Here is a 21,313-nt window from a genome sequence, read left to right on the forward strand (position 1 = left end):
GATGAGCTCCTCGTCCGGCGACCCGCTGGTCGTGCACACCGGCAGCCCGGAGGCCGCGTCCCTCCTGCGCCGCAACCTGACCGCGATCGCGGACCAGCAAGCCGGCAGCGCCACGGCCCGGATGGTGCGTGACGTGCTCGCCGGACGACGCGACCTGTCCGACCTCGAACGTGACGGGGACTTCATGGCACTGGTACGCAGCGGGGTCCAGCAGTACGAGGACCACCTCGCGTCACTCTCACCCGAGGAGGAGGAGCGGCTCTACGCCGAGGCGCGTGAGATCGCGGAGCAGGACGAGCGCGACGCCACCTGACCCACTGTCAGCCTCGCGCCACCTCCCCCAGCGCCCGGGCGAGGTCGGCGCACAGGTCCTCGGGGTCCTCGAGGCCGATCGAGAGGCGCAGCACGTCCGCGTCCGGCTTGGCCTCCGCGGCGACCGGGCGGTGGGTGAGGGCGGCCGGGTGCTGGACGAGCGAGTCGACCCCGCCGAGGGAGACGGCGTGGGTGAACAGCTCGACCGCCGCGGTCACCCGCGACGCCGCGGCGTACCCGCCGTCGACGCGGAACGCGAGCATCGCGCCGGGGCCGCGCATCTGGCGGCCGACGAGCCCGAGCGGGTCGCACTCGGGCAGGCCCGGCCAGAAGACCCCTGCGACGGCGGGGTGCGAGGCCAGCCACGCGGCGACCTTGCCGGCGCCGTCCTGCTGCGCGCGCACCCGCAGCGGCAGCGTGGCCAGCCCGCGATGGAGGAGGTAGGCGCCCATCGGGTGCAGCAGCGCCCCGGTCACGGCGCGGACGCGGCGCAGCGCGGCGGCCCACTCCTCGGAGCAGGCGATGACGCCGCCCATCGCGTCACCGTGCCCGCCGAGGTACTTGGTGGCGCTGTGCAGCACGAGGGCCGCGCCGTGGTCGGCGGGGTTCTGCAGGACCGGGGTGGCGAAGGTGTTGTCGACCAGCACCGGCACGGCGCCGGCCGCGGCGACGACGGCGTCGAGGTCGACGAGCTCGAGGGTCGGGTTGGCCGGCGTCTCGAGGACCACCAGGCAGGTGTCGGGACGTACGGCCGACGCCACCTCGTGCGGCGCGCAGTAGGTGGTCTCGACGCCGAGCATCCCCGAGGCGAGCAGGTGGTCGGTCCCGCCGTACAGCGGGCGCACGGCGACCACGTGCCGCCCGGCGCCCTCCGCGACGGCGGCCAGCACCGCGCCGGTGACCGCGGCCATCCCGGTCGAGAACGCCACCGCCGCCTCGGTGTGCTCGAGCCCGGCCAGCGCCTCCTCGAAGCGCGCGACGGTCGGGTTCCACAGCCGCTGGTAGACCATGCCGCCGGCCGCCGGGTGGCCGCCGGTCGCCATCGCCTCGTACGACTCGCCGCCCGCATCGATGCTCGGCAGCGGGTTCGTCGTGGAGAGGTCGAGCGGGAGCGCGTGGACGCCGAGCGCGCCCAGGTCGGCGCGGCCGGCGTGGACGGCGAGGGTGTCGAGGCTGGTCATGCGCGTCACCGTCGCGGAATCCTCGCCTTGTCGCAATACACTCCGAACAACTGCACGCGAGGTTCCCTTCACGCCGAAGATCACGAGGATGACGCCATGGCCAGCCAGCCCCCACCGGTGGATCCTGCACCCCTCGACGCGCTCGACCGGCGCCTGCTCGCCGAGCTCGCGGCGGACGGCCGGGTCACCAACGCCGCGCTCGCCAAGCGCCTCGGGATCGCCGAGTCGACCTGCCTGCAGCGGGTGCGGTCGCTGCGCGAGCGCGGCGTCGTGCGCGGCGTCCACGCCGACGTCGACCTCGCCGCCCTCGGCTATCCCATCCAGGCGGTCATCAAGGTGCGCCTCGGCAGCCACAACCGCGACCACGTCGCGAGCTTCCACGAGGTGCTGGCCCACGTGCCGGGCGTGCTGCGGATCCTGCACGTCGGCGGCGAGGACGACTACCTGCTGCACGTCGCGGTCTCCTCGACCACCCAGCTGCGCGACCTGGTGCTCGAGCACCTCAACGTGCACCCCGTCGTACGCCACACCGAGACGCAGCTGGTGTTCGAGGAGATCGCGGGGGCCGGGGTGCTCTGAGCTGTTGCCGGAGTCACGCTTGCAACTCGTTGCATAGGTCGGGCACGATGGTGCCATGGCTCTCGAGCACGCCCTCCTCGTTGCGCTCAGCGAGCGCCCCGCGAGCGGGCTCGAGCTGACCAAGCGCTTCGAGACGTCGCTGGGGTTCTTCTGGCACGCCACCCACCAGCAGATCTACCGCGTGCTGGCGCGGATGGAGGCGGACGGCTGGGTCACCGTGGAGGTCGTCGAACAGGACGGCCGGCCCGACAAGCGCGTCCACACGCCCTCCGACACCGGTCGCAAGGTGCTGGCCGAGTGGCTGGCGACCCCGACGCCGATGGAGACCTTCCGCAGCGAGCTGGCGGTCAAGATGCGCGGGGCGTCGTACGGCGAGCGCGCGGCGCTGCTGCGCAACCTGCGCGAGGTGCGCGCCGACCACGCGCTGCGCCTGGCGACGTACGAGCGGATGGAGCGCGAGCAGTTCCCCGAGCCGGCCGGCCTCGAGCCGCGGCTGCGCGACCGCTGGCTGGTGCTGCGCGGCGGCATCCGGCTCGAGCGCTTCTGGATCGACTGGATCGACGAGTACCTGCAGGCCCACGAGCCCCACACGATGGAGACGTCATGACGCACCCCCGCTACCCCCACCTCCTCGAGCCGATCACCCTCGGCACCGGGCCCGACGGCCTGACCCTGCGCAACCGCGTCGTCATGGGCTCGATGCACACCGGGCTGGAGGACCACCCGTGGGACATCGACAAGCTCGCGGCGTTCTTCGAGGAGCGGGCCCGCGGCGGCGTCGGGCTGATCATCACCGGCGGCTACGCCCCGACCAAGCGCGGCTGGCTCAAGCCGTTCGCCTCCGAGATGACCAACCGCCTCCACGCGATCCGGCACCAGCGCGTCACCGGCCCGGTGCACGAGGCCGGCGGTGCGATCGCGCTGCAGGTGCTGCACGCCGGTCGCTACGGCTACCACCCGCTCTCGCAGAGCGCATCGGACAAGAAGTCGCCGATCACGCCGTTCAAGCCGAGCGCGATGTCGAGCAAGGAGGTCGACCACACCGCGACCGCCTTCGCCAAGAGCGTCGCGCTGGCCCGCAAGGCCGGCTACGACGCGGTCGAGATCATGGGCTCCGAGGGCTACCTGATCAACCAGTTCCTCGCCGCGCGCACCAACGACCGCGACGACCAGTGGGGCGGCTCGGCCACGCGCCGCATGCACTTCGCCGTCGAGGTCGTACGCCGCTCCCGCGAGCTCGTCGGCCCCGACTTCCCGATCGTCTACCGGATCTCGCTGCTCGACCTCGTCGAGGGCGGCCAGACGTGGGAGGAGACGACCGAGCTCGCCCTGCACCTGCAGGCCGCCGGCGTCACCGTCCTCAACACCGGCATCGGCTGGCACGAGGCCAGGGTGCCGACGATCATCACGCAGGTCCCGCGCGGCGCCTGGCGGTCCTACACCGCGCGCCTCAAGCAGGTCGTCGACGTGCCGGTCTGCGCGTCGAACCGGATCAACACCCCCGAGCTCGCCGAGGACATCCTCGCCTCGGGCGACGCCGACCTCGTCTCGATGGCGCGCCCGCTGCTGGCCGACCCGGCGTTCGTCGCCAAGGCGATGGACGAGCGGGCCGACGAGATCAACACCTGCATCGCCTGCAACCAGGCCTGCCTCGACCACGTGTTCTCCAACGAGCGCGCCTCCTGCCTGGTCAACCCGCGCGCCTGCCACGAGACCGAGCTCGTGCTCATGCCCGCGCTGCGCAAGCAGACCGTCGCCGTGGTGGGCGCCGGCCCGGCCGGCCTCGCCGCAGCGACCAGCGCGGCCGAGCGGGGCTTCGACGTGACGCTGTTCGAGAAGTCGCCCGAGCTCGGCGGCCAGTTCCGCCTGGCGATGGCCGTGCCCGGCAAGGAGGACTTCGCCGACACCCTGCGCTACTTCACCCGACGCCTCGAGGTGCTCGGCGTCGACGTACGCCTCTCGACCGCGGCGACCACCGCCGACCTCGCCGGCTTCGACCAGGTCGTCGTCGCGACCGGCGTGGAGCCCCGCATCCCGGACATCCCCGGCATCGACCACCCGTGCGTCGCGTCGTACGCCGAGGTGCTCAGCGGCGCGGTCGTGCCCGGGCGCCGGGTGGCGGTCATCGGCGCCGGCGGCATCGGCGTCGACGTGAGCGTCTTCCTCACCCACGAGCACGAGGACCTCGACGACTGGATGGCCCACTGGGGCGTCGGCGACCCCGCGCTCACCGCGGGCGGGCTGACCGAGCCCAAGCCGCGCACGCCGGCGCGCGAGGTGACGCTGGTGCAGCGCAAGACCACCCCGATCGGGATCGGTCTTGGCAAGACCTCCGGCTGGGCGCACCGCGCGGTGCTGAAGCAGTCGAAGGTCACCCAGGTCAGCGGTGCGACCTATGACCGCATCGACGACGAGGGCCTGCACATCACGGTCGACGGCGTCGCCCGCGTGGTCGAGGTCGACACGGTCGTGGTGTGCGCCGGCCAGGACTCCGTGCGGGACCTGTACGACGCGCTCGACCGCGACGCCCACCTGATCGGCGGTGCTGACGTCGCCGCCGAGCTCGACGCCAAGCGCGCGATCAAGCAGGGCACCGAGGTCGTCGCCGGGCTGTAGCCCGACCGGAGGCGTCCGGCGGGGTCACTCCTGCCGGACCACGACCCGGGTGCCGCTCGGGACCACGACCACGTCCTCCTCGTGGGCCGCGACGTCGACGAGCACCTCGAAGAGGTCGCGCATCGAGACGAACCCCGCGATGTCGTCGCCGTCGACCACCGGCAGGTGCCGCACCCGCGCCTCGACCATCCGCCGGGCGGCGTCGAGGAGCCGGTCGTCGGGGCCGGCGGTGACCAGGTCGGTGGCCATGACCTCGCCGGCCGTCACGTGCTCGGGGTTCGCCCCCTGCGCGAGGTGGTGCACGACGTCGCGCTCCGAGACGACGCCGACGAGGTTCCCGTGCCTGACGACACCGACGGCGCCGATGCCGTCGGCGGCCAGCGCCTCCGCGACCTGCTGCAGGGAGGCGTCGGCGTCGAGGGTGGCCACCGGCCAGACCATCACCCGGGCGACCGCGTCCGTGGGGTGCAGGCTGCTCCTGCTGCTGGTGTACATGGGGTCCTCCGCTCGTCGAGACTCTCCTGCTGACCTGAGCCTGTTCCGTCGCCGGAGCCGGCGTCAGGGGCCTTGGTCCCCGCCCGGAGGGGCGAAGTCCTCCTGTCCTCCGGCCGGTGCCGCCGCCGGCCCGGCGAAGGATTACGTTGGGTGCAGTCGCGGTGATCCCCGGCGACACCCCGAGGCGAGGAGCGCCGTGCCGGCTCAGCAGCAACCCCTGTGGGCAGGGTCGTACGCACCGGGCGTCCCGCTGCACCTCGACTACGGCGACACCACGGTGCTCGACCTGTGGGAGGACGCGGCGCGTCGGCACCCCGACCGCCCGGCGTTGGACTTCCTGGGACGGGCCTGGACCTACGCCGAGGTGGCCGACGAGGTGGCCCGGGTGGCGGGCGGGCTGCACGCCCTCGGCGTACGTCCCGGCGACAACGTCGCGCTCGTCATGCCCAACTGCCCGCAGAACGTGATCGCCTTCTTCGCCGTCCTGCGCCTCGGCGCCGCGGTGGTGGAGCACAACCCGCTCTACACCGCGGCCGAGCTGCGGCACCCCTTCGCCGACCACGGCGCCCGGGTGGCGATCGTGTGGGACAAGGTCGTGCCGGTCGTCGAGGAGCTGCGCGACTCCTCGGCCCTCGAGCACGTGGTTGCCGTCGACATGACCACCCGGCTCCCCTGGACCAAGCGCCTCGCGCTGCGCCTGCCGGTCGCGAAGGCGCGCGCGGCTCGCGACCAGCTCACCTCCCCCGCCCCCGGGGCGATGCAGTGGGACGACCTGGCCTCCGCGCAGCCGCTGGACGGGTCGCACCCGCGGCCGGGGCGCGACGACGTCGCGCTGCTGCTCTACACCTCGGGCACGACCGGGGTGCCCAAGGGCGTGCCGCTGCTGCACCGCAACCTCGTGGCCGACGTGACCCAGGGCCGCGCCTGGGTGGCGGGCCTTCGCGAGGGCGAGGAGACCTTCCTGGTCGCGCTGCCGCTGTTCCACGCCTACGGCGTCACGGTCAGCGTCCTGCTCGGGGTGGCCCTGGCCGCCAAGCTGGTCCTGCTGCCCAAGCCCGAGATCGTCCTGATCATGGACGCCGTCGCCCGCGAGGTGCCGAGCTTCGTGCCCGCGGTGCCGCCGCTCTACCAGCGCATCGTCGACGAGGCGGAGCGCCGCAACGTCTCGATCCGGGGCATCCGCTACGCGCTGTCCGGCGCGATGCCGCTGCCGGCTCGCCTCGTCGAGCGCTGGGAGGCCGCGACGGGCGGGCTCCTCGTGGAGGGCTACGGCCTGACCGAGACGTCCCCGGTGATCGTCGGCAACCCGATGACGGGCGCCCGCCGACCGAGCGCGATCGGGGTGCCCTTCCCCGACGTCGAGGTGCGGGTCGCGGACCCGGACGACCTCGACCGCGAGGTCCCCCTCGGCGAGCGCGGCGAGCTGCTGGTGCGCGGCCCGCAGGTGTTCGGCGGCTACCGCGGACTGCCCGACGAGACCGCGGCGGCCTTCCACGACGGCTGGTTCCGTACGGGCGACGTGGTGACGATGTCCCCCGACGGCTTCCTCACGATCGTCGACCGGATCAAGGAGATCATCATCACCGGCGGGTTCAACGTCTACCCGACCGAGGTGGAGGCGGCGCTGCGTACGCACCCCGCGGTCGCGGACGCGGCGGTCGTCGGGCTGCCGCACGAGGACGGCGGCGAGGAGGTCGTCGCCGCGGTGGTGCTCGCCGACGGCGCCACGGTCGAGCCGGACGAGCTGCGTGCGCACGCCCGCGAGGGGCTCACCCCCTACAAGGTGCCGCGCCGGGTGGTCTTCGTCGACGAGCTGCCGACCAACCCGATGGGCAAGGTGCTGCGCCGCGAGGTGGTGGCCCGGCTGCGCACGGAGGGTTGACTGACCCGGTGCCCCATGATGGGGGCATGACCACCTCCGACGTGACCGCCGCGGGCGTCGACGCCCCGGCGCTGCGCTCGCTGCGGGCCTGGAACCTCGGCCTCACCGTGCTGCACCTCGCCCAGGCGGTCGCGGTCGTGGTCCTCGCGACCGACTTCGCGATCACCCTCACCCAGACGCTGCCGACCGGCCCGCCCGGCACCCCGACCGCGTCGCCCGAGGCCCTGTTCGACCTGCCCGTCGGGGTGGCGATCGCCGTCTTCCTGGCGCTGGCCGGGCTCGACCACCTGCTCACCGCGACGGTCCTGCGCGTGTCGTACGAGCGCGACCTGCGCCGCGGCATCAACCGGTTCCGGTGGGTGGAGTACTCGTTCAGCGCGACGATCATGGTCGTGCTGATCGCGCTCTACTCCGGGATCGTCGACGTCGCCGCGCTGATCGGCATCATCGGCGCCAACGTGGCGATGATCCTGTTCGGCTGGCTGCAGGAGTCGGCCAACCCGCCCGGCGCCACCGCCCGCACGATGAAGCCGTTCTGGTTCGGCTGCGTCGCCGGCGCCGCGCCGTGGGTGGCGATCGGCTACGTCATCGTCGCCGCGGAGGAGGTGCCCGGCTTCGTCGTCGGCATCTTCGTGTCGCTCTTCGTCTTCTTCAACAGCTTCGCGCTGAACCAGTGGCTGCAGTACCGCCAGGTCGGGCCGTGGCGCAGCTACGCCTTCGGCGAGAAGGCCTACCTCGTGCTCAGCCTCGTCGCGAAGTCGGCGCTCGCCTGGCAGATCTTCGGCGGGTCCCTGGCCGGGTAGGCGCCCGACCCGAGGGGCGTCCCGTGGTCCGTGGATCGATCCCTTGTCGGCCCTCGGACCCGGTGTTATCTTCGATCCCAGCACTGTGCTCCCCGTCACAGGGAGCCCCACCCCAGACCCCCGGTGGAACGTCGACACACGTCCCGGAGGGTGGGCATGCATCGATTTCTGAACGAGTCGGACAGCTGCGTCGTGGACCAGGCCAGGGGCGCGTTGATGCTCCAGTACGGCATCGGGTCGCGCGAGGCGCTGGCCGTGCTGGACCGGTGGGCACAGGAGGCAGGGGTCGACCTCGTCGAGGTCGCAGAGGCGCTGGTCCACGGCATCTGCCTGGGCCGCGTCACCGACGAGACCGCGGTGCTCGTCCGCTGGCTCGAGCAGCGGATGCGCGGCGACATCGGTGATGTACGGGGGACGACGGAGGGGTCGGCGTCGGGGGTGAGCACGGCGGTCGCGCGCGTGCCCGCGCCGACCCCTTCCGTGTCGGCCACCGTGCCCGGTCCACGTCAGTGGCGCTACTCGTCGGCGGTCCACGCCGCCCGGGTGCTCCGCAGCCGCTGAGCGGACCACACCCGGCCGGGCGCGGACACAGTGCCGTTGGACCCTGACGCGCCCCCGTCGGCGGGCGCATGATGGACCCATGGGGGATGACGAGCGCATCACCGCCGCCGAGCAGCTGGCGGCCATCGGGCAGGCAGTGATCACCACGGACCCCGACGGCGTCGTCGTCTACTGGAACGCCGCCGCCGAGCGGTTGTACGGCTGGACGGCGCAGGAGGCGGTCGGTCGCCCGATCGGGGAGGTCACCGTCTCCGAGGTGGGCCAGGACGTCGCCGCCGCGATCATGGCGGCCCTGCGGGACGGGATCCCGTGGACCGGCGGCTTCCCCGTACGACGCAAGGACGGCAGCGCCTTCCCGGCGCTCGTGACCGACGCCGGCGTCTATCGTGGCGGCGACCTCGTCGGCATCGTCGGCGTGTCCACCAACCTCGGTACGGCCATCCGTCCCCTCCTCGAGCGCTCGACCGACGCGGCGCTGGTCCTGCGCCACGACGCAGTCATCTCCTATGCGAGCCCGGCGGTGGAGCTGCTCTTCGGGTGGGAGCAGGACGCGCTGATCGGCACCTCCGTGGTCGACCTGCTGCACGACGAGGACCGGCCCGCGCTGGGCCAGCTCCTCGAGGACGTCGTCGCCCATCCGGGTCCGCACCCGCCCGCCGAGGTGCGGGTCCAGGCGTTCCACGACTGGCGGTGGGCCGAGGCGGCCTTCACCAACCTGCTCGACGACCCCACGGTGCGCGGGGTCGTGTGCAACCTGCGGCCCAGCCCGACCCGGATGGCCGTGGAGCTCGCGGAGGACCGGGCGCGCCACCTCGAGACGGCCCTGCAGACGCGGCTCGTCATCGAGCTCGCGAAGGGCTTCCTCATGGGCCGCGACGGGGTGAGCGCGGACGAGGCGTTCTGCGCGCTCCGGTCCTACGCGCGCTCGCACCACCTGACGCTGCACGACGTGTGCCGGCGGGTGGTCGACGGCGAGGTGCAGGTCTCCGCGGTGGTCGGGCGCGAGTGAGGTCCTGCGAGGATCGGCGGGTGAACCGTCGCGCACTCGTCCGCCGCCCCAGCCCTCGCCTCGCCGAGGGACTGCTGACCCACCTCGACCGGGTCCCCGTCGACCTCGACCTCGCGCTGCACCAGTGGGAGGCGTACGTCGCCGCCCTGCAGGCCGAGGGCTGGGAGACGATCGAGGTGCCGGAGGCGCCGGAGTGCCCAGACTCGGTCTTCGTCGAGGACACGGTCGTGATGTACGGCGACCTCGCCGTCATCACCCGGCCCGGGGCCGACGAGCGCAAGCCCGAGACCGCGGGCACCGAGCAGGTCCTGCGCGAGCTGGGCCACCGCATCGCGCACATCGAGGCGCCCGGCACCCTCGACGGCGGCGACGTGCTCAAGCACGACGGCACCGTGTGGGTCGGGCTCGGCGGCCGTACGAACCGGGCCGGCATCGACCAGCTCGCCGCCCTGCTCGCGCCGCTCGGCGCCTCCGTCGTCGCGGTCCCGCTGACCAGGGCGCTGCACCTCAAGTCCGCGGTGACGGCGCTGCCCGACGGCACGGTCGTGGGGTGGCCGGACGTGGTCGACGACCCGGGGGTGTGGCCGTCCTTCCTCGCCGTCCCCGAGGAGCCGGGCGCACACGTGGTGCTGCTCGACGAGTCCACCGTGCTGATGTCGGCGGCCGCACCGCGCACCCGCGCGCTCTACGAGGAGCGCGGGTTGCGCGTGGTGGGCGTCGACGTCACGGAGTACGAGAAGCTCGAGGGCTGCGTGACCTGCCTGTCCGTACGCCTGCGGGGCTGACGCGGCGGCGCACCTCCGTCACGACGGCCTCGGCCCCCATCTGCTGGACGTCACCGACCCGCTCCCCGTCGACGAGGAGCGAGCCGGCCGTGGTGGCGCGGTTGGCCTCCTTGAGCGCCGCCCAGGTGCCCCGGCGACGGCGTACGGCCCGGAACACGCTGGGCAGGAGGTAGGCGGTGTTGTCGGCGCCGACGATCTGCACGTCGGCCTCGGGCACCTCGGCGAGGAGCCGGAGATGGGCCTCGGCGACGGTGCCCACCTCCTGGTCGTGCGCGCGCGGACCGTCGACCCGGCCGTCGAAGCAGAGGCCGTCGCGGGCCTCCCCGCCGCAGCACCCGGTGCCGCCGTGGGCATCGGTCCACGGCCGCACCAGCACCACGCGCACGGTCATCTGGTGGTCACGTCCGAGTCGTCGCCCAGCGGGCTGCCGGCCTCGTCGTACTCCCGGCGGCTGCCCCGGCGAAGCGCCCCGGCGGCCTCGACGATCAGCCACAGCGCCAGCACGAAGATGACCGCGTCGAGCGGGGCGAGCACCCAGCGCTCGCTCCACGACTCGCCCTGGGTGAAGTCCCAGAACTGGCTGAACAGCGCCCATGTGGTCATCGCCAGCAGGAAGACCAGGGGGGTGACGGCGGGCAGCGGGTTGCGCTTCATCCGGAGCACCCACACCGCGACGACGGTGAGCGCGAGCCCTGCCGTGAGCTGGTTGGTGGTGCCGAACAACCGCCAGAGCACGCCGAACGTGTAGCCGGCGTCGCCCCCGCCGGGGACCAGCGCCATCGCCATCGGGACCGCGACCGCGACGAGGCCGGCGAGCGTCAGGTTGCGCGCGAGCGAGTGCCAGCCGGCCAGCTCCGCGATCTCCTGGACGATGTAGCGCTGGAGGCGGACCCCGGTGTCCATCGTCGTGGCGGCGAAGGAGATGACCACGACGGCCGCGAAGATGACGGCGAGCTCGAGCGGCACGCCGAGGTTGTTGGCGAACACGGCCACACCGTTCACGAAGTTGCCCACCGCCCCGCCGGACGCGGTGGCGAAGTCGGGGTAGAGCGCCTCCCACTCGCTCCGTGTCGCGACCACGCCGGCCGTCACCGCGAGGACGGCGCCGGTCGCGAGGCTGCCCTCGCCCACGGCACCCATGTAGCCGACGTAGCGGGCGTCGGTCTCCTTGTCGATCTGCTTGGCGGTGGTGCCCGAGGAGACGAGGGAGTGGAACCCGGAGATCGCGCCGCAGGCGATCGTGATGAAGAGGAACGGGAAGATCGACGGCGAGCCGTCGGGGACGTCGTTGACCAGCGGAGCGACGATCTCGTTCCAGCCGACCAGCATGCCCAGTCCGATCACGCCGAGCGCGATGAACAGCTGGTGGGAGTTGATGTAGTCACGCGGCTGGAGCAGCATCCACACCGGGATCCGCGAGGCCACGAACGTGTAGGCGAACAGGATGACCACCCACACCGTGCGCGGCTCGACCCCGACCGCCTCGGCGAGCGGAGCGAGGTCGATCGGGAACTGCTGCCCGACCCAGATCAGCAGGTAGAGGCCGATGACCCCGAGGATCGAGGGCACCAGTGCGGCCGACCGGGTCTTGTAGATGTACTGGCCGATCGCCATGGCGAGCGGGATCTCGACGAAGATCGGGATCACCGCACCCGGGTTGGCGATGAAGAGGTTCGAGATCACCACCGCGAACACCGCGTTCACGAGCGTCAGCAGGAAGAAGATGATCAGCAGGAAGAGCGTCCGCGCGCGCTTGCTGATCACGTCCTGCGCGATGGTGCCGATGTTCTTGGCGCGGTGCCGCAGGGAGACCGCGAGGGACCCGAAGTCGTGGACGCCCGCGGCGAAGATCGTGCCCAGCACGATCCAGGCCAGCGCCGGCCCCCAGCCCCAGAAGACCGCGATCGCCGGTCCCACGATGGGCGCGGCGCCGGCGACCGAGGTGAAGTGGTGGCCGAAGACGACGTGCTTGTTGGTGGGGACGAAGTCGATCCCGTCCCGGAACTGGTGCGCGGGCGTGAGGAACCCCGGGTCCAGGGCGTACACGCGCTCGGCGAGGTAGGCCGAGTAGTAGCGGTACCCGAGGAAGAACAGCACCCTCGCGCCTCCTGGCCGACTCGCCCCTCCTGCAGCGCGAGCACTGGTGGTACCTCCCGCGCCTGCTCGTCGAGATCGACGTGGATGCCGTCACCCCCGCGCAGGTGCGCGACGACTGCGCTCGCGACCACCTCCTCGTCGTGGCGGGCGCCGACGAGCCCGTGGTGCGCGTCGCCCGCCTCTCCGGCGGAGGTCCCGGGCACATCGCCCTGCGGTCCGGGCACCCGTCCCCGCCGCCACCGGGCCCGGCGGTGCTGTTCGGGCAGGATGCGTCGTTCCCGGACCTGGAGCAGTGGACCCAGTGGAGCTTCCGCGGTCGGTGGGACGGTGCCGGCCTGGAGGTGGACGAGGCACCGGACACCATCGGCCTGGGACGCCCGCCCGGGTTGCTCCAGAGGTGGAGGCGTCAGCGCGACCTCGAGCGCCGATGCGTGGCTGCCATCCCCCGGCCCGCGCGCTGAGCTGCCAGTCCTAGGCTCGGTGCGTGGCCGAGCACCCCCAGACGTTGCCCGCCGCAGGCGCGCACGGCGGTGACGGACCGGCAGTGGCCCGGGCGCTCGGGCTCGATCCGACCGACTTCCTCGACCTCTCGCAGAACTTGAATCCGTTCGCTGCGGACGTGGCCGAGCTGGTCACCCGACACCTGGACGCCCTGGGCCACTATCCGGACGACCGCCCGGCGACTCGGCTCCTGGCCCAGGCGCTGGCGGTGGACCCGGAGCGACTGTTGCTGACCAACGGTGGCAGCGAGGCGATCGCACTGCTCGCCGCCGAGCACGGCGGTCAGGTGCTCAGCGAGCCCGAGTTCGCGCTGCACCCGCGAGGCGACGTCGGACCGGTGTGGCGCAGCGACCCGCACAGTCCTACCGGGCACCTGGCCGGGCCCGAGGAGCATGCGGACATCTGGGACGAGGCGTTCTACGCGCTTGCCACGGGCCGCTGGAGTGCTGGCCGCAGGGGCTCGGTCGTCGGCTCCCTCACCAAGACGTTCGCGTGCCCGGGGCTGCGGCTGGGCTACGTGCTCGTCGAGGACCCGGTGGACCTCGACCGGGTCCGTCGCCATCAGCCGCACTGGTCCACCAGCGCGCTCTCGCTCGCCGTGCTGCCCGACCTGCTCGAGTCCGCGGATCTCCCCACGTGGTCGGCGCAGATCAGTGACGCACGTGACCGTCTGGTGGCGCTCCTGCGCGCCTACGGCCTCGAGGTGACCCACGCCGCTGCCCCCTGGGTGCTGGTGGACCGGCCGGGTCTGCGTGAAGCCCTGGCTCCCCACGGGGTCCTGGTCCGAGACTGCACCAGCTTCGGGATGGCAGGTGTCGCACGCGTCGCCGTACCTCATCCGGATCAGCTGGCCCGACTGGGTCGGGCACTCGGCCGCGCCTTGGACCCCCCTGCGTCCTGAGCCTTCGCCGGGTCTACCCTGTGCGGGCGTCCTGAAGACGAAGTCCGGTGAGAGTCCGGCACTGTCCCGCAACGGTCAAGCCACCAGCTCCTGGTGGACGAGTCCGGTCGATCTTCTCGACGTGAACCGCATCGCCCTCGAGGACTGGGGTGGGTTTCGTCCGGCCACTCGTCGGCGAGCGCTTCCTCCTCGATCTACCAGGAGGAACGTTGAACCAGCCCCGCAACCTGCCCATCGCGCTGGCCCTCGCGGCCTCGCTCATCCTCGCCGGCTGCGGCGAGGGCGACGACGCCAGCAGCTCGCCCGCGGCCCCCGAGAACACTGCCTCGTCGGGTGGATATCCGGTGACCATCGACGGCGTCCACGGCGAGGTCACCCTGGACGAGCAGCCTCAGCGCATCGTCTCCCTCTCACCGTCCGCCACCGAGATCCTGTTCGCCATAGGCGCCGGGGACCAGGTGGTCGCTGCAGATGAGTACTCGACCTACCCCGCAGAAGCGCCGACCACCGACCTGTCGGCGTACGACCCGAACGTCGAGGCGATCGCCGGCCACGAGCCCGACCTCGTGGTGATCGCCAACGACACCAACGGCATCGTCGGGGCGCTGGCCAAGCTCGACATCCCGACCATCGTCAACCCGGCTCCGGCCACCGTCGAGGACGGCTACGACGGCGTCGCCGCCCTCGGCCTGGCGACCGGTCACGTCGACGAGACCGCGAAGGTGGTCGCGGACATGAGGGCCGAGGTGGCCGACGCGCTCGAAGCAGCCCCTCAGCAGGGCCTGCGGGTCTACCACGAGCTGGATGAGGAGCTGTACGCCGCCAGCTCGCACAGCTTCATCGGCTCGGTGTACGACGCGCTCGGTGCGACCAACGTCGCCGACGCGGCTGACAAGCAGAGGAGCGGCTACCCGCAGCTCACCGAGGAGGCGGTCATCGCCGCCGACCCGGAGCTGATCGTGATCACCGACCAGGTCAGCTACACCGCCGAGGACGTGGCGAGCCGACCCGGCTGGGAGAACGTCAGCGCGGTCAGGAACGGCGACATCGTCACCGTCGACGCCGACATCTCCTCGCGCTGGGGACCACGACTGCCGCAGATGATCGAGTCGATCGCCGACGCGATGACCTCCCTGAAGACACCCGTCGGCTGAGCACGTGCTGAGCGACACCACCGCGGAGGCGGCTGGCGCGCCGGGCGACCCGAGGTCCCCGGGCGCGGTCGACCGGGCGGCGGATCGTGCGTATCGGCTCTCGACGCCTGCCCTGCTGCTGGCGCTGGCCCTGCTCGTCGTCGCGGGTCTGGTCAGCGCTACGCGGGGGGCCGCCGGGATGCCGGTGGCCGGAGTGCTGTCGGCGTTGCTCGATGCCGTGCCGGGGGTCGCGGTCGACGCCGACCTGTCCACGTCCCAGGGGGCGATCCTGTGGTCGATCCGCCTTCCTCGTACGGCGCTGGGCATGTTGGTCGGAGCCGCCCTCGGGATGGCCGGGGCGGCCTACCAAGGGGTCTTCCGCAACCCGCTCGCCGACCCCTACCTGCTCGGGGTCTCGGCGGGAGCCGGACTGGGCGCGGTGCTCGCTCTCGGACACGACCTCGACATCAGCTTCGGTCCGTTCAGCGCGGTGCCGGCGGCAGCGTTCGCCGGAGCACTGCTGGCGGTGAGCGGGTCGGCGCTGATCGCCCGTGGATCGTTCTCCTCTGCCGCCACGCTGCTGCTCGCCGGGGTGGCGATGGCGGCGCTGTTCTCGGCCGCCCAGACCTACGCGCTGCAGCAGCTCGACGAGACGAGGGCGAGGGAGGCGCTGAGCTGGCTGTTCGGCCAGCTCACCACCCACGGATGGGACCAGGTACTCCTGCTGCTCCCCTACGTCGCCATCTCCGGGGTGGTGCTGCTGGCCCACGCCCGACACCTCGACGTGTTGCGCCTCGGAGACGACGAGGCCAAGGCGCTCGGCCTCGACCCGGCCCGGGTCCGGTTGGTCGTGATCATCGCGGCCACGCTGATGACGGCCGCCGCGGTGTCGGTCAGCGGCTTGATCGCCTTCGTCGGCCTGGTGGTGCCCCATGTCGTGCGCATGCTGACCAGCCACAGCTACCGCGTGGTCCTGCCACTGTCGGGGGCGCTGGGTGGCGCCTTCCTCGCCAGCGTCGACGTCGCCGCACGCACCGTCGTGGCGCCGGCGGAACTGCCGGTGGGAGTGATCACCGCGTTCGTCGGCGCTCCCTTCTTCGCGTTCGTGCTGTGGCGGCGGGGTGCGTCCCGATGAGGCTCCGCGCCACCGGCCTGGGCGTCCGGCTGCGCCGTACCGACGTCCTGCGCGACATCGACCTCCACCTGGAGGCCGGCGAGTGGCTCGGCGTCATAGGGCCCAACGGCGCCGGCAAGTCGACGCTCCTCAAGGCCCTCGCCGGAGTGCTGCGCCACACCGGCACCCTGGAGGTGGGCTCCGGCCCGCGGGCTCGGCGGGTCGGTCTGATGCCGCAGAACCCTCTGCTGCCCGAGGGGATGTCGGTGGTCGAGTACGTCCTGCTCGGCCGCACGGCCCACCTGGGATGGCTGCGCGGTGAGACCCGCCGGGACCGCCGGGTTGCCGCCGACGTGATCGGCAGGTTGGGGCTCGACGAGCTCGCCGACCGACCCGTCACCTCCCTGTCCGGGGGTGAGGCACAGCGGGCCGTGGTGGCCCGTGCGCTCGCCCAGCAGACCCAGGTCCTGCTGCTCGACGAGCCCACGAGCGCCCTGGACCTGGGCCACCAGGTCGACGTGCTCCGCCTGGTCGACGAGCTGCGCCGCCAGGACGACATCAGCGTGATCGCCGCCATGCACGACCTCGGCTCCGCCGCCCGCTACGCCGATCGCCTGCAGCTTCTCGCAGCCGGGTCGACAGATGCGGTGGGCACCCCGCGCCAGGTCCTGGACCCGGACGTGCTGAGTCGCGTCTACCGCACCTCACTCGACGTCCACCAGCTCGACGGCGAGCTCGTCGTCCTGCCCCGCCGCAAGGCCACCACCGACTAGGAGCACCGCATGAGCGACCACGCAGAGCCACGGACCGAGCGTCCCTACGACAAGCGCGAGCTGCGCTCGGCGCCCTCGTTGGTGCTCGTGAACACCGGCCACGGCAAGGGAAAGTCGACGGCTGCCTTCGGCACGGTGCTGCGAGCCGTGGCCCGGGGCTGGCCCACCGCGGTGGTGCAGTTCATCAAGAGCGGGAAGTGGCACACCGGCGAGGAGAAGATCAGCCGCCAGATCGGGGTGGAGTGGTTCGCGGCCGGCGACGGCTTCAGCTGGGACTCCAGCGACCTCGACGAGAGCCGGGCCAAAGCGGTGGCAGCCTGGGCGTTCGCCCGCGACCTGATCAACCGTGGCGAACACCGGATGATCCTGCTCGACGAGGTCAGCTATCCGATGAACTGGGGCTGGATCGACGCCGGAGACGTCGCCGCCACCCTCCGCGACCGGCCCGAGGACACCAGCGTCTTCCTCACCGGACGGGAGATGCCGCAGCCCGTCATCGACGTCGCAGACACCGTGACGGAGATGGTGAAGATCAAGCACGCCTTCGAGCACGGCATCCGGGCACGCAAGGGCATCGACTATTGAGCGGCGCGCTGCTGGTCTGTGGTGCCACCAGTGGTGCCGGCAAGTCCACCATCGCCTCGGCCCTGTGCCGGAGCTGGTCCGACGCCGGCCGCGACGTGGCGCCGTTCAAGGCACAGAACATGTCCAACCACGCCGCGGTGACCGCGGACGGAGGCGAGATCGGTCGCGCCCAGGCGATGCAGGCACTCGCCGCCCGGGTGGCACCGGACCGCCGCATGAACCCGATCCTGCTCAAGCCGTCCGCCACGCACACCAGCCACCTCGTGGTCATGGGTGACGAGGTCTCGGTCACCGACGCGGCCGGCTACGGGGAGGTCACGCGTGGCCTGCGCGACGTGGTCCTCGACGCGTTCACGTCCCTGCGCGTGGAGCACGACTGGGTGGTCGCGGAGGGCGCGGGAGGAGCGGCGGAGATCAACCTGCTGGACCGCGACCTGGTCAACCTCCCCCTCGCCGCCGCGGCCGGCATGCCGGCCATCGTGGTCGTCGACATCGACCGCGGCGGTGCCTTCGCCGCGGCGTACGGAACCTGGGCGCTGCTGCCGGACCACCTGCGTCGTCAGGTGCGCGGGTTCGTGTTCAACCAGTTCCGGGGTGACCCCTCCCTGCTCGGACCCGGCCACGCGGAGCTGACCGATCGCACCGGCGTGCCTGTGCTCGGCGTGCTGCCCCATCTGGGGCACCATCCGATGCTGGGTCTCGAGGACAGCCTCGACCTGGCGGCGACCGCGCGGCCGGTCAGCTCGTCGGCGCCGGTGCGGGTGGCGGTCGTGCGCCTGCCGCACCTGGCCAACCCCTCCGACTTCGACCCACTCGTGATGGAGCCGTCGGTGAGCCTGCGCTGGGCCACGCACCCCGACGACCTCGAGGGTGCGGACCTGGTGATCCTGCCGGGCAGCCGCACCACGGTCGCTGATCTGGCCTGGGTCCGTGAGAGCGGCCTGGCCGACGCCGTGGCTGGGACCGATGCGGTGGTGCTCGGGATCTGCGCCGGCTACCAGATGCTCGGGCGATGGATCGACGATCCGATCGAGTCCCGGGCGGGCCGAGTGGCCGGCCTGGACCTGCTGGACGTGCAGACCACCTTCGCCAGGCCGAAGATCGTGCGACGGACCGGCTCCGGATACGAGATCCGCTGGGGTCGCCCGGTGACGGACGAGCCGTGGGGCCCTGCGTCCGAGGGCAGCCGTCGAGGCTCGGTGCACGGGACCAGCGTGCACGGGCTCTTCGACGACGACGACTTCCGGCACTCCTTCCTGGGCGAGGTGGCCCGGTTGCGAGGACGGCGTCATGACCCCTCACCCGTGCCCTTCGACGCGGTCGTGGATGCACACCTCGATCACTTGGCGACCTGGCTCCGCGAGCACCTGGACATGGCCGCACTGGACGAGATCGCGACCTCGGCCCTCCCGGCCGCCGACGCACCGGGCTGGGTCCGTCCGGGACGTGCTCGATGAGCCGACTGGGGCGCCGCTCGCTCAGCGTCGCTGGTGGGTTGCTCCTGCAGAAGGTCTTGCCGGAGCCGCCGGACCGCTGGCACCCGGTGTCCTGGTTCGGGTTCGCGATGCAGCAGGCGGAGGCTGTCGGATATGCCGACACACGCGCCACCGGGGTGCGCCACGCGCTCGCCGGTGGTGCGATCGGCGGCTTGGCGGGCGGGGCGATCGGCTCCACCGCCCTGGCGGTTGCTGTCTGCGCTGCTGGCCGCGAGCTGCGCCGCGCGGCACGTCTGGTCGAGACGCCGCTGCTCGTCGGCGACCTCGCAGCCGCCCGCGTCGCCCTGCCCTCGCTGGTGGGCCGCGACCGGAGCCATCTCGACGCCTCAGGGATCGCGGCTGCCGTGGTCGAGTCCTTGGCGGAGAACCTCGTGGACGCCGTGGTCGCCCCCGCATTCTGGGGGCTGGCCGGCGGTGCCCGTGGGGTGACGGTGCACCGGGCGATCAACACCATGGACGCCATGGTGGGTCACCACAGCGACCGCTACGAGAACTTCGGATGGGCCGCAGCCCGCCTCGACGACGGCGCCAACTGGATCCCTGCCCGGCTCTTCGTCCTGCTGGTCATGATGGCGGCGCCGACCCGCGCAACGGCGGTGCGTGCCGCAGTCCGGAGCGATGCCCGCCTGCACCCCTCGCCGAACGCTGGCGTGGCAGAGGCAGCCGTCGCGGCCACTCTCGGTCGTGAGCTCGGCGGTCCACTGCAGTACGGCGGGCGCCACGAGGCCCGGCCCCGGCTCGGCGACGGGCCACGCCCTGAGGCAGGCGACATCGCTGCGGCGCGAGAGCTGACCAGCAGGACCGAGTGGGCACTGATCGTGACGCTGGTGCTGCTCTGGTGGGCCGACCACCGACTCGGACAGATCTCGGCGGGACGCCGGACAGCGCCCAGATGACCTGCTCGACCCCCACGTGCCGGTCAAGCCCCTCCGGCGTCGCCTCCTGACGCATCCGGAACCACCGAGCACGCGACAGGCACAGCAATCATCCTCGTGCCACACCCCGCGTACGACACCATCGACGACGACGCACCGATCACCACGTTGAAACCCGCTCGTGCCGCAGATCTGAGCCCGGCGCGAGCGGACGCGTACGGTGTCGAAGGCGCGCCCGTCCTCGCCTTCACCTACGCCGACGAGGACCTGGCCCGCGAGGTCGCAGCGGCTCCCGTGGTCGCGCCCAGCCTCACCGAGGTCCGCTCGAGGGGCGCGGCCGTCCCTCACGTCCGCCTGGTGAAGCGGACCTTGCCGTGCTTGTCGAGGGAGTGCTGGAACGCCGGGTCGTGGATCTTGCGGTGGTGGGGCGGGCAGAGCAGCCTGCCCTTCTCGACGCTCGTCCCGCCGCCCCGGCTCCACGGCACCTCGTCGTGGTGGGCCTCGGTCAGGCTTGGTGGGGCGTCACACCCCTCAGCGGTGCACCCGCCGTCGCGGATCCCCAGCGCGGTCCGTTGCGACTCGGTGTGGAAGCGCCGCTTGCGCCCGACGTCGAGCGGGACGCTCGCCCCGCCCAGCACCACCGGGATGATGCCCGCGCGACAGGCGAGCCGCCGCGCCTCACCAGCGCTGATCCGGCCGCCGGTGTCGAGCGAGGCGGACTTCAGGCTGTCGCGGAGGGTCTCGAGCTCCATCGTGACGACGACGGTCGCAGCGACCCCGCCGGACGACGGCACGGAGTCGGGAGGTCGGGACTCGATGTAGTCCAGGAGGGCCAGCCCGAGGCGGTGCCGGGTCGGCATCGGCTCCTCGTCGCTCGACGACTTCTTCTTGCGGTCGCGGAGGACGCGGGCCTTGAGGTCCTTGGCGAGCATCGCCCCGTGCAGCGACGGCACGGTGAAGGTGCCGTGGCACACGCCGTTGCCGTCGTCGACCATGCTGAGAGACGCCGCCGCGCGGGCATCGGCCTCCTCGGCCTCCAGCCGTCGCGCCTCCTCGGCGTCCGCTGCCTGGGGGTCGACGGCCTCGAGCAACCGTCGTCCCAGGACCCGGAGGTCCTTGGCGTCGTGCTCGACCGCCTTGCCGAGCAGGAACTGCGTCGCCGCTGCTGGAACCCAGTCCTCGACCGTGTCGGGGAGGTCGTCCACCGCGTCGGTGATCACGCGTGCCTGGTCGGCGCGCAGGTCGCCGGACGCCAGCGCCTGCGCGACTTCCTCGTGGTCATCCAGGGCCGCGGCCAGCCGGGCCGTACGGTGCGCCTCTGCGCGAGTGGTGCGGGTCGCGTGCGACCACCAGTTGACTGTCGACGTCGCGCCGGTGCCCAGCCCTGCGTCCACCGCCTGCGCCTGTCGCAGCACCCGCATCAGCAGCGCCTCGAGCTGGTCGCGGGCCCGCGTCAGGGACAGCAGCACCTCCTCGGCCTCCTTGGTCGACATCGACCACAGTGGCCGGTCGGCTGCGGCCGCGAGATCGGCCTCCATCCAACCCGCCAGCGCCACCACGTGGTGGTCGTCGGAGTGCTGGATGGCTGTCATGGAATGACTCTTCCAGAAGCCAC

General features: G+C 72.4%; 22 protein-coding genes. 17 read left to right on the plus strand and 5 right to left on the minus strand.

The window, feature by feature from the left end:
• Position 1: 1 nt before the first annotated feature.
• Positions 2-313 (plus strand): hypothetical protein, encoded by a 312-nt coding sequence (locus tag IE200_RS01865; RefSeq protein WP_191277647.1) that lies wholly within the window; start codon positions 2-4, stop codon positions 311-313.
• 7 nt (positions 314-320) lie between these two features.
• Here IE200_RS01865 and IE200_RS01870 read toward each other — a convergent pair whose 3' ends face one another.
• Positions 321-1,493, minus strand: a complete 1,173-nt coding sequence (locus IE200_RS01870) for a trans-sulfuration enzyme family protein (RefSeq protein ID WP_191277648.1) — start codon at positions 1,491-1,493, stop codon at positions 321-323.
• Between the two features lie 96 nt (positions 1,494-1,589).
• Here IE200_RS01870 and IE200_RS01875 point away from each other — a divergent pair, with 96 nt between their 5' ends.
• From IE200_RS01875 to IE200_RS01885, 3 genes are read left to right on the plus strand one after another with little or no spacing between them, the layout of a single operon-like run.
• Positions 1,590-2,072, plus strand: coding sequence for an Lrp/AsnC family transcriptional regulator (locus IE200_RS01875; RefSeq protein ID WP_191277649.1), 483 nt, complete (start codon positions 1,590-1,592; stop codon positions 2,070-2,072).
• A gap of 55 nt (positions 2,073-2,127) precedes the next feature.
• Complete coding sequence (locus IE200_RS01880) at positions 2,128-2,679, plus strand: PadR family transcriptional regulator (protein ID WP_191277650.1); 552 nt, start codon at positions 2,128-2,130, stop codon at positions 2,677-2,679.
• A complete protein-coding gene (locus IE200_RS01885; protein WP_191277651.1) occupies positions 2,676-4,688 on the plus strand; it encodes an NADPH-dependent 2,4-dienoyl-CoA reductase in 2,013 nt (670 codons plus the stop codon). Before IE200_RS01880 ends, IE200_RS01885 begins: the two co-directional genes overlap by 4 nt.
• 24 nt (positions 4,689-4,712) lie before the next feature.
• On the opposite strand, the gene IE200_RS01890 is transcribed toward IE200_RS01885, so the two are convergent.
• Positions 4,713-5,183: a CBS domain-containing protein gene (locus tag IE200_RS01890; RefSeq protein ID WP_191277652.1), complete on the minus strand. Its 471-nt coding sequence runs from the start codon at positions 5,181-5,183 to the stop codon at positions 4,713-4,715.
• Between the two features lie 196 nt (positions 5,184-5,379).
• Here IE200_RS01890 and IE200_RS01895 point away from each other — a divergent pair, with 196 nt between their 5' ends.
• The 5 genes from IE200_RS01895 (at position 5,380) to ddaH (ending at position 10,223) form a co-directional block, all read left to right on the plus strand.
• Positions 5,380-7,065, plus strand: coding sequence for a long-chain-fatty-acid--CoA ligase (locus IE200_RS01895; RefSeq protein ID WP_229855963.1), 1,686 nt, complete (start codon positions 5,380-5,382; stop codon positions 7,063-7,065).
• A gap of 26 nt (positions 7,066-7,091) precedes the next feature.
• Positions 7,092-7,868, plus strand: coding sequence for a heliorhodopsin HeR (gene heR, locus IE200_RS01900; protein ID WP_191277654.1), 777 nt, complete (start codon positions 7,092-7,094; stop codon positions 7,866-7,868).
• 156 nt (positions 7,869-8,024) lie between these two features.
• Positions 8,025-8,429 carry an ANTAR domain-containing protein gene (locus IE200_RS01905; RefSeq protein WP_191277655.1) on the plus strand — a complete coding sequence of 135 codons (405 nt, stop codon included), beginning with the start codon at positions 8,025-8,027 and terminating at the stop codon, positions 8,427-8,429.
• Between the two features lie 79 nt (positions 8,430-8,508).
• Positions 8,509-9,438 carry a PAS domain S-box protein gene (locus IE200_RS01910; protein WP_191277656.1) on the plus strand — a complete coding sequence of 310 codons (930 nt, stop codon included), beginning with the start codon at positions 8,509-8,511 and terminating at the stop codon, positions 9,436-9,438.
• Positions 9,439-9,458: 20 nt separating this feature from the next.
• Positions 9,459-10,223, plus strand: coding sequence for a dimethylargininase (ddaH, locus tag IE200_RS01915; RefSeq protein WP_191277657.1), 765 nt, complete (start codon positions 9,459-9,461; stop codon positions 10,221-10,223).
• On the opposite strand, the gene IE200_RS01920 is transcribed toward ddaH, so the two are convergent.
• Together IE200_RS01920 and IE200_RS01925 are read right to left on the minus strand one after the other, a co-directional pair.
• Positions 10,162-10,614 carry a hypothetical protein gene (locus IE200_RS01920; protein WP_191277658.1) on the minus strand — a complete coding sequence of 151 codons (453 nt, stop codon included), beginning with the start codon at positions 10,612-10,614 and terminating at the stop codon, positions 10,162-10,164. The two genes, ddaH and IE200_RS01920, sit on opposite strands and share 62 nt — an antisense overlap.
• The gene (locus IE200_RS01925) at positions 10,611-12,320 is read right to left on the minus strand and encodes a carbon starvation CstA family protein (RefSeq protein ID WP_191277659.1); all 1,710 of its coding nucleotides are present in this window, start codon (positions 12,318-12,320) and stop codon (positions 10,611-10,613) included. Before IE200_RS01925 ends, IE200_RS01920 begins: the two co-directional genes overlap by 4 nt.
• An 80-nt stretch (positions 12,321-12,400) precedes the next feature.
• Between IE200_RS01925 and IE200_RS01930 the strand changes: the two genes are divergently transcribed.
• The 8 genes from IE200_RS01930 to IE200_RS01965 all read left to right on the plus strand — a co-directional run bounded on the left by IE200_RS01930 (position 12,401) and on the right by IE200_RS01965 (position 19,719).
• Positions 12,401-12,781, plus strand: a complete 381-nt coding sequence (locus IE200_RS01930; RefSeq protein WP_191277660.1) for a hypothetical protein — start codon at positions 12,401-12,403, stop codon at positions 12,779-12,781.
• A 23-nt stretch (positions 12,782-12,804) separates the two neighbouring features.
• Entirely contained in the window at positions 12,805-13,722 is a 918-nt protein-coding gene (locus IE200_RS01935) for an aminotransferase class I/II-fold pyridoxal phosphate-dependent enzyme (protein ID WP_191277661.1), read from the plus strand.
• 209 nt (positions 13,723-13,931) lie between these two features.
• Positions 13,932-14,876, plus strand: coding sequence for an ABC transporter substrate-binding protein (locus IE200_RS01940; RefSeq protein WP_191277662.1), 945 nt, complete (start codon positions 13,932-13,934; stop codon positions 14,874-14,876).
• A 4-nt stretch (positions 14,877-14,880) separates the two neighbouring features.
• Positions 14,881-15,990, plus strand: coding sequence for a FecCD family ABC transporter permease (locus tag IE200_RS01945; RefSeq protein WP_229855964.1), 1,110 nt, complete (start codon positions 14,881-14,883; stop codon positions 15,988-15,990).
• Entirely contained in the window at positions 15,987-16,742 is a 756-nt protein-coding gene (locus IE200_RS01950; RefSeq protein WP_191277663.1) for an ABC transporter ATP-binding protein, read from the plus strand. The genes IE200_RS01945 and IE200_RS01950 overlap by 4 nt, the downstream gene beginning before the upstream one ends.
• A gap of 9 nt (positions 16,743-16,751) precedes the next feature.
• Positions 16,752-17,327, plus strand: coding sequence for a cob(I)yrinic acid a,c-diamide adenosyltransferase (gene cobO / locus IE200_RS01955; RefSeq protein ID WP_191277664.1), 576 nt, complete (start codon positions 16,752-16,754; stop codon positions 17,325-17,327).
• Positions 17,324-18,784 (plus strand): cobyric acid synthase, encoded by a 1,461-nt coding sequence (locus IE200_RS01960; RefSeq protein WP_191277665.1) that lies wholly within the window; start codon positions 17,324-17,326, stop codon positions 18,782-18,784. The genes cobO and IE200_RS01960 overlap by 4 nt, the downstream gene beginning before the upstream one ends.
• Positions 18,781-19,719 (plus strand): cobalamin biosynthesis protein CobD/CbiB, encoded by a 939-nt coding sequence (locus IE200_RS01965; RefSeq protein ID WP_191277666.1) that lies wholly within the window; start codon positions 18,781-18,783, stop codon positions 19,717-19,719. The genes IE200_RS01960 and IE200_RS01965 overlap by 4 nt, the downstream gene beginning before the upstream one ends.
• 323 nt (positions 19,720-20,042) lie before the next feature.
• Here IE200_RS01965 and IE200_RS01970 read toward each other — a convergent pair whose 3' ends face one another.
• Positions 20,043-21,290, minus strand: coding sequence for an HNH endonuclease signature motif containing protein (locus IE200_RS01970; protein WP_191277667.1), 1,248 nt, complete (start codon positions 21,288-21,290; stop codon positions 20,043-20,045).
• Positions 21,291-21,313 lie beyond the last annotated feature (23 nt).

Source organism: Nocardioides flavus (ex Wang et al. 2016) (genome assembly GCF_014653115.1).
GTDB classification, from domain to species: Bacteria; Actinomycetota; Actinomycetes; order Propionibacteriales; family Nocardioidaceae; genus Nocardioides; species Nocardioides flavus.

Bases quoted from the DNA above. Each gene is read 5' to 3' on its own strand.
- IE200_RS01870 (WP_191277648.1), bottom strand. From the start codon at position 1,493: ATGACCAGCCTCGACACCCTCGCCGTCCACGCCGGCCGCGCCGACCTG.
- IE200_RS01865 (WP_191277647.1), top strand. From the start codon at position 2: ATGAGCTCCTCGTCCGGCGACCCGCTGGTCGTGCACACCGGCAGCCCG.
- IE200_RS01885 (WP_191277651.1), top strand. From the start codon at position 2,676: ATGACGCACCCCCGCTACCCCCACCTCCTCGAGCCGATCACCCTCGGC.
- heR (WP_191277654.1), top strand. From the start codon at position 7,092: ATGACCACCTCCGACGTGACCGCCGCGGGCGTCGACGCCCCGGCGCTG.
- cobO (WP_191277664.1), top strand. From the start codon at position 16,752: ATGAGCGACCACGCAGAGCCACGGACCGAGCGTCCCTACGACAAGCGC.
- IE200_RS01880 (WP_191277650.1), top strand. From the start codon at position 2,128: ATGGCTCTCGAGCACGCCCTCCTCGTTGCGCTCAGCGAGCGCCCCGCG.
- IE200_RS01950 (WP_191277663.1), top strand. From the start codon at position 15,987: ATGAGGCTCCGCGCCACCGGCCTGGGCGTCCGGCTGCGCCGTACCGAC.
- IE200_RS01890 (WP_191277652.1), bottom strand. From the start codon at position 5,183: ATGTACACCAGCAGCAGGAGCAGCCTGCACCCCACGGACGCGGTCGCC.
- IE200_RS01875 (WP_191277649.1), top strand. From the start codon at position 1,590: ATGGCCAGCCAGCCCCCACCGGTGGATCCTGCACCCCTCGACGCGCTC.
- IE200_RS01970 (WP_191277667.1), bottom strand. From the start codon at position 21,290: ATGACAGCCATCCAGCACTCCGACGACCACCACGTGGTGGCGCTGGCG.
- IE200_RS01905 (WP_191277655.1), top strand. From the start codon at position 8,025: ATGCATCGATTTCTGAACGAGTCGGACAGCTGCGTCGTGGACCAGGCC.
- IE200_RS01920 (WP_191277658.1), bottom strand. From the start codon at position 10,614: ATGACCGTGCGCGTGGTGCTGGTGCGGCCGTGGACCGATGCCCACGGC.
- IE200_RS01965 (WP_191277666.1), top strand. From the start codon at position 18,781: ATGAGCCGACTGGGGCGCCGCTCGCTCAGCGTCGCTGGTGGGTTGCTC.
- IE200_RS01910 (WP_191277656.1), top strand. From the start codon at position 8,509: ATGGGGGATGACGAGCGCATCACCGCCGCCGAGCAGCTGGCGGCCATC.